The organism is Aquirufa originis, from assembly GCF_042714495.1.
Lineage (GTDB): Bacteria > Bacteroidota > Bacteroidia > Cytophagales > Spirosomataceae > Aquirufa > Aquirufa originis.
This window is the reverse complement of sequence record NZ_JBBKXY010000003.1, coordinates 533,289-546,462: the sequence shown is the minus strand read 5'-3', so window position 1 is coordinate 546,462 and position 13,174 is coordinate 533,289. Positions and strand designations below refer to the sequence as shown.

Genomic DNA, 13,174 nt, shown 5'->3' with positions numbered 1-13,174 from the left:
GCGTAGACCACTTTGGCCGGTCAAATCAAAACTATATGGCGCAGACCATTTTCGAATATTAAATCAAAACTATATCGTCAGCATTCGCTACCTCCACCCCACTCTTCGCCTCCTCCAGCTCCGCCTTCGAACATCTAGCCCTAGCAATGGCAAATGGAGTTTTAGTGGAGTCTAGTAATTCGATGACCTCGCCTTTCATGAAATCACCTAAGATTTCAGTGATGCCTACGGATAGAAGGCTTTTGCGAGAAGTGATGGCTTTGACGGCGCCTTTGTCGAGGACGACTTTGCCGGTGATGAGGCTGCCGGCGGCGAGCCATTTTTGGCGGGCGGTTAAGCTGGCTTTGCCTGCTTCGAAGACCGTGCCTATTTTTTCATGTAGGGCGTCTACGATTCCGCCTGCGTTATCTAATCCAAAAATCACGACTTTGATACCTAAGCGCATGGCAAGGCGGGTGAACGTTAGTTTCGAGATCATGCCGCCTAAACCGGTAGATGAGGTATCGGAGGAAACGACGGATAAAGTGGAGGCGTCGATCTTAGGGACGTGGCGGATGATTTCGCCGTTTGCGTCTAAGAGGCCGCCTACGGAAGTAGATATTAAGAGTTTTTCTGCGCCAAAACCGGTCGCGATTAAAGTCGCGAGTTCGTCGTTGTCAGAGAATTTAAGTTCGGTGTTTGAGACAACGTCATTTTCGTTTGCGATGGGAATGACATTGCTTTTCCAAAGTTCCGTGTAGGTTTCCTTTAATTGCAGGAAAGATTCGCGGTTCGAAAAGTGGTGGCGTTCGCAAAGCGATTGGGCGATGGCGATGCCATATTTTGAGAAATACTGGTTGTATTTTGCAATGAGGATCGGATTTCCGATCGCTGCTGCGGCTTTTCGTTCTGAAAGCGTGCCTTTGTAATTCGTCAAAAAGGCTTTCCCAGCGGCCACGGCTCCGGAGGAAACTAGGACGATGTGGTAGTCTTTTGCGAGGCTAGAAACCTGGGCTGCGATCTTTTCCAACGTCTGCTCATTCACCTCCCCGTTCTTGTGGGTGATAGATGACGAACCGAATTTGATGACAAGAATGGGCCTAGACATGCCGCAATTTACGTTAAATTGTGGGTTTCTGAAAGTCGCAGGTGCTTTTTAGCGCTTTGGCGAGTCTTTTTATGTAAGCTGAACGGGGAATATTGATGGCGCCGTAACGCAATACGTTATCGTTCATGAATTGTGAATCCAATAACTGGTAGTTTTGTTCGCGCAGGATTTGGATCAAATAATGAAAGGCGACTTTAGAGGAATTAGAGACAAAGGAGAACATCGATTCGCCAAAAAATACCGCCCCTAAAGAAACGCCATACAGACCTCCCACTAGTTTATCTTCTTGCCAGGCCTCCACTGAATGGGCTAATCCCATGCGGTGTAATTCCGTGTAGGCTGCGATCAATTCTTCGGAAATCCAGGTTTCATCTTCCGTAGGACGGGGCAAGGCACAATTGCGCATGACTTGCTCGAAACAGGTGTCTACGCGGATCTCGAAGCGTTTTTGGTTGATGATGGGCTTCAGCGATTTGGCAGGCTTATAACTCTGAATGGGAATGATCGCTCTAGGGTCTGGGCTATACCAAAAAATCTCTCCCGTCTCTTCCGCCATCGGAAACATACCTGATGCGTAAGCATAGACAAGGGTTTCGGCGGTGAGTGGCGTGGAGGCTTCCATGAAATAATTACTTGATTATTGGGATTTAAACGAAGATTTCACGAAATTCGACCCTTAAATGCGGTTGTCACGTGACAAAGCTTTGGCAAAACTAAAGAATGACGTTTACTAATTCAAATTATTACTCCACCTCTCCTCTTCGACGAAGGAGACGATTCATCTTCCGGGTCTGATACCCTAAAGGTGTTTGTATAATTTGTTTCATTCTTTTTTACGTTCTTAAATGAATAAATATACCGTTCAAGTGGCTAGCGAACAACATTTCGCCCTAGCCGAATCCATCTGCCACGAGATGGCTGAATCAGCCAAAGCCCGCGGAACCGGAATTGCCAAGCGTACCCCAGAATACCTTCAAGAAAAAATGTCAGAAGGCAAAGCGATCATCGCAACCGATGACGTGGACGGCTCTTTTGTGGGTTTCTGTTACATTGAAACCTGGCAACACGGCAAGTTTGTCGCGAACTCCGGTTTGATCGTCAAGCCTAGCTACCGCCAGTATGGGGTGGCCAAAGCCGTGAAGATGAAAGCCTTCGAATTATCGCGCAGCCGCTATCCAGATGCTAAAATCATTGGTATCACCACGTCCCTAGCAGTGATGAAAATCAACTCGGACTTAGGTTATGAACCTACGACTTTTGCGGAATTACCGGTAGACGATAATTTTTGGAAAGGTTGTGAGTCTTGTGTGAATTTTGACATTCTGACGAGAACGGAGCGCAAGATCTGTTTATGTACGGGAATGATTTATGATCCAGAGAATCCGGATAAGAAAACAACAGAAGAGAAAGACGAGAAATGGCTATTCTTGAAGAATATCGCCGATTTCACGCGTCTAAAGAAGTTTAAAGAAAAATTATTACAGCCTTTCACAAAGAAGGCAAAATAGAAATAATATGAGCAAGCCTAAAGTAATTCTAGCGTTTAGTGGTGGTTTAGACACCTCCTTTTGTGTGAAATATTTAACGGAAGAACGCGGCATGGAAGTGCACTCGGCCTTAGTGGACACGGGTGGTTTCTCTCCGGCGGAGTTAAAAACGATCGAGGAGAAAGCCTTTTCGTTGGGTGTGACTTCGCACGTGACCTTAGATGTGGTGGAGGAATACTACCAGGATTGTTTGAAGTATTTAGTGTACGGAAACGTCTTAAAAAACAACACGTATCCCCTTTCAGTCTCTGCTGAGCGCGTTTTTCAAGCTACGGCAGTCGCTAAGTATGCTGCCAAATTAGGAGCCAAAGCCATCGCGCACGGAAGTACAGGTGCGGGTAACGACCAAGTTCGCTTCGATGTTGTGTTCAGAATCCTAGCACCGGAGTGCGAGGTGATCACGCCTATCCGCGACTTGCAATTATCGAGAGAAGCAGAAATCGAATTCTTAAAATCGAAAGGAGTGGTGCAAGAATGGCACAAGTCGACTTATTCGATCAATAAAGGCCTTTGGGGCACATCCGTGGGTGGAAAAGAGACCTTGACTTCAGACGGTTATTTACCAGAAGAGGCTTGGCCTACGCAATTAACCAAGACTGCTCCTGAGAAAATCAGCTTGCAATTCGAAGCGGGTCAATTAGTCGGTTTAGATGGAAAGAAATTCCCATCGACTGTCGCTGCGATTCGGGAGTTAACGGAAAGAGCGGGTGCTTTCGCGATCGGTCGTGACATCCACGTGGGTGATACGATCATCGGGATTAAGGGACGTGTGGGCTTTGAGGCTCCTGCGCCTTTGATCATCATTAAAGCACACCATTTATTAGAGAAACACGTATTGACGAAGCACCAATTGTATTGGAAACAAAACATCGGTGATATGTACGGAACGCTATTGCACGAAGGTCAATTCCTAGAGCCGGTGATGCGTAATTTCGAAACGTTCTTAGCGGATACGCAAGGAAATGTGACGGGAACGGTTTACGTGACCTTATCTCCTTATCAATTTATGGTGACGGGAATGGAATCGAAATATGATTTGATGTCGTCTGTTTTTGGGGCGTACGGAGAAATGAACAAAGCGTGGACAGGTGACGATGTGAGAGGATTCTCGAAAATCGCGTCAAACCAAACGATGATCCACCGGAAAGTGAACGAACAATAAGATGGCAAAGATCGGAATCGTAGGGGCCGCAGGCTACACTGGAGGCGAATTACTAAGAATCTTAGTGAATCACCCGGATGTGCATTTGACCTGTATTTTATCGAATTCACAGGCGGGAAAATTGATCTCGGATGTGCACACGGATTTATTGGGCTCTACGCATTTACGTTTTAGTAAAGACCTAACACCCGTAGACGTCCTCTTTTTATGTTCCGGGCACGGCGAATCGAAGAAATTCTTAGCCGCGAACGACATTCCTTGGCACACGAAAATCATCGATTTAAGCACGGACTTCCGCGATGAATCCGAAGGCTTTGTCTATGGTTTAGCCGAATTTCAAAAAGAAAAAATCAAGTCCGCTACCAAAATCGCGAACCCAGGTTGCTTCGCCACTTCCATCGAATTAGCCCTTTTGCCTCTAGCGGCAGCCGGTCTAATCACCGAAGACGTGCACGTTTCAGCCATCACCGGTTCGACTGGCGCGGGTCAATCGCTTTCGCCTACTAGCCATTTCTCGTGGAGAAATAACAATGTGAGTGTGTACAAGACATTTACGCACCAGCATTTGGCAGAAATTAAACAGACATTAGGAACGAAGAAAGCCATCCATTTTATCCCCTACCGCGGCAATTTCTCGCGCGGGATTATGGCAAATGTGTACACGCCTTACAGCGGGACGCAGGAGCAGGCCGAAAAACTATACGAAGATTTCTACGCGAATTCTCCCTTCGTTTTCCTTAGCCCAGCAGCGGTCGATGTGAAACAAGTGGTGAATACGAACAAGTGTTTTCTTCATTTACAGGTCCATGAGGGCCAAATCCTCATCAGCTCCGTGATCGACAACTTGATCAAAGGTGCCTCCGGCCAAGCGGTTCAGAATATGAACTTGATGCTGGGGTGGAGCGAGGATGCTGGATTAAAATTAAAAGCCATTGGGTTTTAGAGTAGAGATTATAGAGTATAGAGTAGAGATAAAACCATCTCCTCTCTCTACTCTGTAATCTAACGAAACCATCTCTTATCTCTACTCTATTATCTATCATCTAAATGTTTATGCAACTATTCAACGTATACCCCCTCTACGACATTGAGCTTGTAAAAGCCAAAGGAAGTACGGTGTGGGACAAAAATGGCCAGGAATACCTGGATTTATATGGTGGTCACGCGGTGATTTCCATTGGACACTCGCATCCAACTTACGTGAAGCGAATGACGGAGCAGCTAAACAACATTGGCTTTTACTCGAATTCGATCATCATTTCAGGACAGCAAGAGCTGGCGGAGAAGCTGGGTCGCGTGTCTGGATACGAAAATTATACTTTGTTTTTAACGAATTCAGGGGCGGAATCGAATGAGAACGCTTTGAAATTAGCGTCGTTTCATACGGGTCGTAAGAAGGTGGTAGCGTTTTCGAAGGCTTTCCACGGGAGAACGGCTGGAGCGGTGGCGGTGACGGATAATCCGAGCATTGTAGCGCCTATTAATGATACGTCGCACGTGAGTTTCTTGCCATTTAATGGTTTGGAGGGCTTGGAAGCAGGGATTACGGAGGAAACGGCGGCCGTGATCGTGGAAGGAATTCAAGGTGTGGGAGGTATTCAAGTGGCGAGCGATGCGTTTTTGCAGGCGTTGAGAAAGCGTTGTGATGAGACGGGAGCACAATTGATTTTGGATTCGGTGCAATGTGGCTATGGTCGTTCTGGGCAGTTTTTCTCGCACCAGTTTGCGGGGATTCATCCAGATATGATGACTACTGCTAAAGGTATGGGGAATGGATTCCCCATTGGTGGGGTGTTAATCGCGCCGCATATTCAGGCGAGTTATGGTTTGCTGGGGACTACTTTTGGTGGGAATCACTTAGCGTGCACGGCGGCGAATGTGGTGCTGGATGTGATTCAAGAAGAAAAGTTGATTGAGAATGCGTCGAAGATAGGTGACTATATTCAGAAAGAGCTGAAAGGCATCCCTGGGATTACGGAAGTAAGAGGTCGCGGTTTGATGATCGGGATTGAGGTAGAACAGCCTGTGGGGACCGTGAGAGATGCTTTATTGTTTAAAGAACATATCTTCTGCGGTTATTCAGGGAAGCATACCTTGCGTCTTTTGCCGAGCTTAGCGATCGATCAAAAAATTGCGGATCAATTTTTACAAAGTTTAAAAACGGTTTTAGCAAATTAACCCTTGCTTTTGAACTAGAAATGTGATTATTTTGCGTTTCTTTTGTTCAAAACACAAGAGAAAAATAGAGAGTAAAAACAATTATTTATCCTTATAATGGCATTAATTACAAAAATTAGAGAGAAATCAGGAATAGCGGCGGCGGCGATTGCTATCAGTTTAGTATTGTTCCTAGTAGGAAGTGATATTTTCCAAGGTAAATCCTCTTTGTTCGGGTCTAACTCGCAAGAAGTAGGTGAAATCGCTGGAGAAAGCATCCTGATCCAAGATTTCCAAAAGAAAGTAGAAGAAGCTACTCAGAATTACACAGCCCAAACGGGTAAAGGTCCATCTGAGCAAGAAGCGAGCATGATTCGTGATCAAGTTTGGAACCAATTAATCTTAGACATCGCTTACAAGAAAGAATTTGATGCCTTAGGAATCAAGGTTTCTGATGAAGAATTAATCGACATGGTGCAAGGAAATAACATCCACCCATCTGTTCGTCAGCAATTCACTAACCCACAAACGGGTCAATTCGACAAGACTTTCGTGGTTCAGTTCTTAAAGAACTTGAAAACATTGCCAGTAGAGCAACAACAAGCGTGGGATCGTTTTGAGAAGTCTATCTCTCAAGATCGTATCCGTGCAAAATACGAGAACTTAATGCGTATGTCTAACTACGTGACTCAAGCTGATGCGGCGAAAGAATACCAAGCGCAAACAGCGAAGTTCAATTCGAAATTCTTATTCGTTCCTTTCTTCTCTATCCCTGATTCAAGCATTAAGGTGCAAGATTCTCAATTAGAGGAGTATTTAGCGAAACACAAAGACGAGTTTAAAGGAACAAACACACGTTCTATCCAATACGCTACGTTCCCAGTGATTCCTACGAAACAAGATACAGTAGAGTTCTACAATCAAATCAAGAAGTTAGCGAAGGATTTAGCAGTAGCGCAAAATGATTCAGCGTTTGCAGTATTGAATTCAGATGTACGTACTCCGTATTTAGTTTCTTACTCAGAAATTCCGGAAGGTGTGAAAGAGCAATTAGCTACCTTCCAAGTAGGTGGTATCTATGGTCCTTTCAAAAATGGCTTAACGTATTCGATTTACAAATACGGTGGGTTGAAGAAAGATACCTTATTCACGATGCGTGCTAGCCACATCTTGATCGCACCTGCGAACAAGTCGGATTCAGCGAAGGCGCAAGCGAGAACACGTGCAGAAGGAATTTTGGCGCAAATTAAAGGAGGCGCGAGCTTCGAGACTTTGGCCCAAATGAACGGAATGGACGGCACCGCACAACAAGGTGGTGACTTAGGATACTTCAAAAACAACGGCGGAATGGCGAAGTCATTCGAGAAAGCGTTATTCGGTTTCAATGGTGCTGGTTTAATGCCAGGAATCGTAGAAACAGAATTCGGTTTCCATGTAGTGAAAGTAACAGACGCGAAAACAAACACGAGCTACAAGTTAGCAGCGATTAACAAAACGATTGCTCCTTCTCAAGCGACAATGGACAAAGTGTTCACGACGGCTGATGCGTTTGCGAATGCAAATGGCAACTTAGCTTCGTTCGAAGTGGCGTTGAAAAAAGATCGCAACTTGATTATGATGCGTGCTGAGCGTTTGACAGAAAATGCTTCTGCGGTGAATAACTTATCGAACGCACGTGAAATCGTACGTTGGGCATTTGATGACAATACAGCGGTAGGCGATGGTTCTAAGAAAGTATTTGAGCAAGATTCTCAATACATCGTTGCTTATGTGACGGGTAAGTCTGAGAAAGAGAATGTGAAAGTAGAAGACTTCCGCATCGAATTAACGGCTTTAGTTCGCAATCAATTGAAAGGAGAAATGATTGCTAAGAAATTAGAGAACAAGAAAGGTTCATTAGAGCAAATCGCACAAGCTTATGGCGCGGGTGCTTTAGTAGAAACGGTTCAAGATATTACGTTAGCTAGCGGAATGTTAAATACAGCGGGTCCTGATGCGATTGCTTTAGGTCGTATCGCAGGTTTGAAAAATGGTAAGCGTTCGAAAGTATTCGTAGGAGATAATGGGGTGTTTATCGCTGAGAAATTAGGCGGTGCTCCTGCTCCAGCTTTAGCGGATTACTCTAATTTCAAGAACCAAATCCAAATGATGAACACACAACGTTCTTCATTCTACATTAACGAAGCGATTAAAGAAAATGCGAACATTGTAGACAAGCGCTACAAGTTCTACTAGGATTTAGAAATTTCGATTAGAAAAGCATTCTGCAAGGGATGCTTTTCTTGTTTACCACCTATATGAAGACGCACTTAAAACGCTTTAGCGCATATTACCTCATCGGCATCGGAGTCCTTCTGATGGCGTTGAGCCCCTATGTGCGCGGACGTTTTGACCTGAGCGAGGACGGCAAGTACACGCTGAGTGAGTCGAGTGAGATCATCTTGAATAGCCTGGATGCGCCACTTTTAGTGCAAGTTTATTTAGGAGGGGATGATTTGCCGGGAGGATTTAAACGTCTCCAAAAAGAAACGTTGGACTTGCTCGCAGACATGCAGTCTAGCGCCAGTGCGAAGATGGAGGTGGAAGTGATCGATGTCTACGATGAATACCCTACGGAAGAGGCGCGTGCTTCTTTGACACAACAACTGGATTCCTTGGGCATTCCTCCTACGAATTTAGTTCACAAGGAGAATGGTAAGCAGGTGCAGCAATTGGTCTTTCCGGGTTTGGTTATTTCCAAAGGCGCCTTAAAAACCGGCGTGCTTTTGCTCAAAGGAAACAAGTTAGCGAGTCCAGAGGAGATCATTAATCAGTCTGTCGAAGGATTAGAATACGAGATCGTGCAGGGGATCCAAACCTTGTTGCCTCAGGAGCGCAAGAAGGTCGGTTTCTTTGTCGAATATTCGTCTACCCCAGCGATTGCCCAAATCGATCTGGTGAATAGCTTAAAACGCAAGTATGACCTATTCCCGGTGGACTTAGCGGCTTCTCCTACCTTGGACGGCTTGGATGCGATCTGCGTCTTGAATCCCACCCGTGAATTCAGCGAATCAGATGCCTATAAAATCGATCAGTTTATCGTCAAAGGCGGTAAGGCCTTGTTCCTGGTAGATGGCGTGAAAATCGATACGCTGGAGAATCAAGGCTTAGCAATTAGTCCCCGCAAAACGGGTTTAGAAAACATCCTGTTCCATTATGGTCTTCGCATCAATGCGAACCTGGTGAAGGACGCGCAGCTTTCTGGGATGATTCCTTTGAAGGTGGGCAATATGGGCAATAAGCCAAACATCCAGCTGATGCCTTGGCCGTCTTTCCCGCTATTGAATGGCAACCCTAAGAACTTGATCACGAAGAACCTGGATGCAGTCTACGGTCGTTTCGTTTCCACGATCGATACGATTTCAGGCGTTGCATTGCGCAAGACGCCTTTATTGCGCACCAGTCAGTATACGCAGGTGGCGAAAGCCCCTTCCCTGCTGTCGTTTAGTTCTGCGGGCAAGGATTTTGACCCAGCGGCTTATAATGCAGGGGTTCAGGCGGCCGCGTATCTAGTGGAGGGCAAATTCGAGTCTGCTTATACCAACTTAACGCAAGACACGAACTTCGTGGCTTCCAGCGATATAGAATCCGCGATTCTAGTCGTGGGCGATGGCGATGTGGCCTTGAATGGGGTGGATTATCCATCGCAGCAGGCGCTGCCGCTGGGTTTTGACCCGTTTATGAAGAATACCTTCGCGAACAAGGACTTTCTGTTGAACGCGTTTACGTATTTAATCGAGGAGAATTCGCCCCTGTTAGCGCGGTCTAAATCGATACAGCTTCGACCTTTAGATAAGGCCAAAATCCAAGCAGACGGCACCTTCTACCAAGTGATTAACATTGCGGTGCCGCTACTTTTTGCGACGTTGCTGAGTTTAGGAGTTGTGTTTTACCGAAAGCGGAAATACAATCGCTAAATACATATGCTAAAAGCTTTGGTAGAAAGCCTAAATTATTTTAACTTCAAGGTTTGAACGGCATCCTGTCGAAAACCCTTTTACACGTATCATAAAGCTAATATATAATGAAGTTTCTAGTCGCCTCTAATGTCCTTTTAAAGCAATTATCAGCCATCAATGGCGTCGTTGCTTCTAACCCGATCATTCCTATCTTAGAGAACATCTTAGTGGAATTAGAGGGAAATACCTTGATCTTAACGGCATCAGACTTACAAACAGTGATGACGACGCGTTTAGAAGTGGAAGGATTCGAAAACGGATCGATCGCTTTACCAGCGCGTTTATTGTTAGAGACTTTACGTAGCTTACCAGAGCAACCGGTGACGATTTCGGCGGATCAAGCGACTTTTGGCGCAGAGATCTCGACTCAAAACGGTCGTTTCAAATTATCAGGCGAAAACCCTATCGACTTCCCTCGTATCCCAGAAGTAGCGAAGAATCAAACGATTTCTTTGACCTCTATGGTCTTAGGAGAAGCGATCGCGAATACTTTATTAGCGGTTTCAAACGACGATATGCGTCCAGCGATGACCGGTGTTTTAATCCAAATGATGGGCGATCACACGAACTTCGTAGCCACTGACGGTCACCGTCTAGTGCGTTACCGTCGCAATGACATTCGTCCGGATGCTCAGAGTAGTTTGATTTTGCCAAAGAAGGCTTTGGCCCTCTTAAAATCCACTCTTCCTGCAGATGACACGAACGTAACGGTTGAATTCAGCGCATCAAATGCTTTCTTCAGCTTCCAAAGCTTCTCATTAATCTGCCGCATCATCGACGAGCGCTTCCCAGAATACGAGAACGCGATCCCGAAAGAAAACAACGAGATCTTAACGATCAACCGTTTAGAGTTCTTGAGCTCGGTCAAACGTATCTCGATCTACTCGAATAAAACAACCCACCAAATCCGCTTAAAGCTATCCGCTAACAAGCTTACGCTTTCAGCAGAGGACTTGGATTACTCAAACGAAGCGAACGAAGTATTGGCTTGCGACTATGCAGGAAAAGACATGGAGATCGGTTTTAATGCGAAATTAGTTTCTGAATTGTTAAGCAACTTATCAGCGAAATTCGTAGACATCAAATTAAGCGAGCCTAACAAAGCGGGATTGATTATTCCATCGGATCAAGATGAGAATGAGGATGTGCTTCTTTTAGTTATGCCGGTGATGTTGAACTCTTATAACTAAGAGTAGAGAGTATAGATTAAAGCATAAAGCACAAAGAATAAAGCATAGAGTTGGTTAAAAAATGTGCCTACGGCTCCATTTTTTAGACTATAGTAATAAATACTTCAGAACTCATCCCCGCAGGGGATTCCATCTTTATTCTTTATGCTTTGTGCTTTATTCTTTAAAACAAATAAGCTATGAAATACCTACTAATTGCCCTATTAGCCATCTCGTTAACCACAACTGCGCAAGACGAGCCAGCAGGTGTACGTTTCTTCGAAGGAACTTTCAGACAAGCAATGGCCAAAGCCAAGAAAGAGAACAAAGGCATCATGTTCGATGCGTATACGACTTGGTGTGGTCCTTGTAAGGTATTAAAGTCAAAGGTATTCCCTAACCCAGAATTAGGCGCTTACATCAACGAACACTTCGTGTCTATCGGTGTGGACATGGAAGCGGGTGAAGGCCCAGCCTTAGCGAATATGTATCCACTAGAAGGTTATCCTACTGTCTTCTTTTTAGATGCCTCTGGTAAAGTGAAGAAGAAGGTGTTAGGCCTGCCGCAGGGTGGCGCGAAAGAGCTGCTAGCGATAGCGAAAAGCATTAAATAGTTTGCTTCGGCATTGATTTACGTTAAGTTTACGTTCTAATTCGTATTATGAACACGCTTACAGCATACAAAAATGAAATCAATGCCCTTTGTGCGAACCACAAGGTAAAGAGCTTGTATGCTTTTGGCTCTGTTCTAACGCCTCAATTCAACTCTCATAGTGACATTGATCTACTCGTCGATTTTGATGATGTAGACGTCAATGAATACGCTGACAATTATTTTGATTTCAAGTTCTCCTTACAAGAGATATTCAATCGCCCCATCGATTTACTAGAGGCACAAGCCATCAAGAATCCTTATTTTAAACAAGTCGTTAATCAAACTAAGGAACTTGTTTATGGATTTTAAATAATCCCTTCTCTCTCCGCCTGGTTCTTCATATCGTTTATCTCCACCTTCTTCGTGCTGCGCTTGCGCATCTGAATGTTGATGAATTCTACGAATAGGGAGAATGCGATGGAGAAGTAGAGGTAGCCCTTAGGGATTTGGCCTATGGAGTTGCCTAGGATGGTTAGTTCAGAGTCGTGGCTCGCTTCTGCGATGAGCATGAAGCCGATCATGATTAAGAAGGATAGTCCCAAAACCTGTAATGACGGGTGATTGTTAACAAAGCGGCCTACAGGGCCCGAAAATCCCATCATGATGAGGGCAGATACGACTACGGCGATAATCATCACCGGCATGTTATTAGTTAGGCCTATGGCCGTTAAGATGGAGTCGATGGAGAAGACGAGGTTGATGAGGGCGATTTGGGTTACGACTTTGGCCACTGAATTAACGGCTTTCTTTGTGGTGGAGATTTCGTGCTCCTCGCCTTCTAGCTTTTGGAAGATTTCATTCGTAGCTTTATAGAGCAGGAACAAGCCACCCACAAAGAGGATGATCGCCTGACCAGACGGTGCGGCCTTCAGCCACGGATAGTCGATGTGCGTGAAGGGTTGCTGCAACGAAATCAAGACCGAGATCCCGAACAACAGGATAATGCGGAAAACCATTGCCAGCATAAGACCGATATTGCGCGCCTTGCCCTGCTCCTCTTTAGGTAAGCGGGAGGCCGTAATCGAAATAAAGATGATATTATCGATCCCTAATACGATCTCCAAAAACGTCAATGTCAATAAACTGACAATACTATCTACCGAAAGCAATGATTCCATAAAAATATTTTTCTGCCGCAAAGATGGTGTGTTTCAGGCAGATAATCAAAGAAAAGGGCCTCTGAGACAAAATTTATCAACTTTTTTCAAACCCAGACTTGCATATTTTAAAATAAAATAAGATATTTGCAAACCGATTCAACGAAATGGTCCTATAGCTCAGCTGGTTCAGAGCACCTGCCTTACAAGCAGGGGGTCCTAGGTTCGAATCCTAGTGGGACCACATAAACCACCTCATACGAGGTGGTTTTTTTTATTTTACGGCACGAGTAGCAAAGTGG

Annotated in this window: 12 protein-coding genes and 1 tRNA gene; 10 read left to right on the top strand and 3 right to left on the bottom strand. The window is 45.0% G+C overall.

Annotated features, from left to right (window positions below; genetic code table 11):
* Positions 1-58: 58 nt before the first annotated feature.
* Together proB and aat are read right to left on the bottom strand one after the other, a co-directional pair.
* Positions 59-1,087, bottom strand: coding sequence for a glutamate 5-kinase (proB, locus tag SKC35_RS10825; RefSeq protein ID WP_377979381.1), 1,029 nt, complete (start codon positions 1,085-1,087; stop codon positions 59-61).
* Positions 1,088-1,100: 13 nt separating this feature from the next.
* Positions 1,101-1,709, bottom strand: coding sequence for a leucyl/phenylalanyl-tRNA--protein transferase (aat, locus tag SKC35_RS10820; RefSeq protein WP_377979380.1), 609 nt, complete (start codon positions 1,707-1,709; stop codon positions 1,101-1,103).
* Between the two features lie 223 nt (positions 1,710-1,932).
* Here aat and SKC35_RS10815 point away from each other — a divergent pair, with 223 nt between their 5' ends.
* From SKC35_RS10815 to SKC35_RS10775, 9 genes are all read left to right on the top strand, one after another.
* Positions 1,933-2,595, top strand: coding sequence for a GNAT family N-acetyltransferase (locus tag SKC35_RS10815; protein ID WP_377979379.1), 663 nt, complete (start codon positions 1,933-1,935; stop codon positions 2,593-2,595).
* 7 nt (positions 2,596-2,602) lie between these two features.
* Positions 2,603-3,796, top strand: a complete 1,194-nt coding sequence (gene argG / locus SKC35_RS10810; protein ID WP_377979378.1) for an argininosuccinate synthase — start codon at positions 2,603-2,605, stop codon at positions 3,794-3,796.
* A gap of 1 nt (position 3,797) precedes the next feature.
* Complete coding sequence (gene argC / locus SKC35_RS10805; protein ID WP_377979377.1) at positions 3,798-4,739, top strand: N-acetyl-gamma-glutamyl-phosphate reductase; 942 nt, start codon at positions 3,798-3,800, stop codon at positions 4,737-4,739.
* 110 nt (positions 4,740-4,849) lie between these two features.
* On the top strand, positions 4,850-5,974 hold the full coding sequence (locus tag SKC35_RS10800) for an aspartate aminotransferase family protein (RefSeq protein WP_377979376.1): 1,125 nt from the start codon (positions 4,850-4,852) through the stop codon (positions 5,972-5,974).
* Between the two features lie 96 nt (positions 5,975-6,070).
* On the top strand, positions 6,071-8,188 hold the full coding sequence (locus tag SKC35_RS10795; protein WP_377979375.1) for a peptidylprolyl isomerase: 2,118 nt from the start codon (positions 6,071-6,073) through the stop codon (positions 8,186-8,188).
* Positions 8,189-8,250: 62 nt separating this feature from the next.
* Positions 8,251-9,909 carry a gliding motility-associated ABC transporter substrate-binding protein GldG gene (gene gldG / locus SKC35_RS10790; protein ID WP_377979374.1) on the top strand — a complete coding sequence of 553 codons (1,659 nt, stop codon included), beginning with the start codon at positions 8,251-8,253 and terminating at the stop codon, positions 9,907-9,909.
* 107 nt (positions 9,910-10,016) lie between these two features.
* Positions 10,017-11,141: a DNA polymerase III subunit beta gene (gene dnaN / locus SKC35_RS10785; RefSeq protein ID WP_269007132.1), complete on the top strand. Its 1,125-nt coding sequence runs from the start codon at positions 10,017-10,019 to the stop codon at positions 11,139-11,141.
* Between the two features lie 179 nt (positions 11,142-11,320).
* Positions 11,321-11,734, top strand: coding sequence for a thioredoxin family protein (locus SKC35_RS10780; protein ID WP_130895189.1), 414 nt, complete (start codon positions 11,321-11,323; stop codon positions 11,732-11,734).
* A 47-nt stretch (positions 11,735-11,781) separates the two neighbouring features.
* Positions 11,782-12,084: a nucleotidyltransferase family protein gene (locus SKC35_RS10775; RefSeq protein WP_377979373.1), complete on the top strand. Its 303-nt coding sequence runs from the start codon at positions 11,782-11,784 to the stop codon at positions 12,082-12,084.
* Here SKC35_RS10775 and SKC35_RS10770 read toward each other — a convergent pair.
* Complete coding sequence (locus tag SKC35_RS10770) at positions 12,081-12,893, bottom strand: TerC family protein (RefSeq protein WP_130922995.1); 813 nt, start codon at positions 12,891-12,893, stop codon at positions 12,081-12,083. The two genes, SKC35_RS10775 and SKC35_RS10770, sit on opposite strands and share 4 nt — an antisense overlap.
* A 148-nt stretch (positions 12,894-13,041) precedes the next feature.
* Between SKC35_RS10770 and SKC35_RS10765 the strand changes: the two genes are divergently transcribed.
* Positions 13,042-13,116: transfer RNA gene (locus tag SKC35_RS10765), tRNA-Val, on the top strand.
* Positions 13,117-13,174: the final 58 nt, after the last annotated feature.

Excerpts from the sequence above, each read along its gene's own strand:
- gldG (WP_377979374.1), top strand. The coding sequence starts at position 8,251 with ATGAAGACGCACTTAAAACGCTTTAGCGCATATTACCTCATCGGCATC.
- aat (WP_377979380.1), bottom strand. The coding sequence starts at position 1,709 with ATGGAAGCCTCCACGCCACTCACCGCCGAAACCCTTGTCTATGCTTAC.
- SKC35_RS10775 (WP_377979373.1), top strand. The coding sequence starts at position 11,782 with ATGAACACGCTTACAGCATACAAAAATGAAATCAATGCCCTTTGTGCG.
- SKC35_RS10815 (WP_377979379.1), top strand. The coding sequence starts at position 1,933 with ATGAATAAATATACCGTTCAAGTGGCTAGCGAACAACATTTCGCCCTA.
- SKC35_RS10795 (WP_377979375.1), top strand. The coding sequence starts at position 6,071 with ATGGCATTAATTACAAAAATTAGAGAGAAATCAGGAATAGCGGCGGCG.
- SKC35_RS10800 (WP_377979376.1), top strand. The coding sequence starts at position 4,850 with ATGCAACTATTCAACGTATACCCCCTCTACGACATTGAGCTTGTAAAA.
- SKC35_RS10770 (WP_130922995.1), bottom strand. The coding sequence starts at position 12,893 with ATGGAATCATTGCTTTCGGTAGATAGTATTGTCAGTTTATTGACATTG.
- argG (WP_377979378.1), top strand. The coding sequence starts at position 2,603 with ATGAGCAAGCCTAAAGTAATTCTAGCGTTTAGTGGTGGTTTAGACACC.
- proB (WP_377979381.1), bottom strand. The coding sequence starts at position 1,087 with ATGTCTAGGCCCATTCTTGTCATCAAATTCGGTTCGTCATCTATCACC.
- argC (WP_377979377.1), top strand. The coding sequence starts at position 3,798 with ATGGCAAAGATCGGAATCGTAGGGGCCGCAGGCTACACTGGAGGCGAA.
- dnaN (WP_269007132.1), top strand. The coding sequence starts at position 10,017 with ATGAAGTTTCTAGTCGCCTCTAATGTCCTTTTAAAGCAATTATCAGCC.
- SKC35_RS10780 (WP_130895189.1), top strand. The coding sequence starts at position 11,321 with ATGAAATACCTACTAATTGCCCTATTAGCCATCTCGTTAACCACAACT.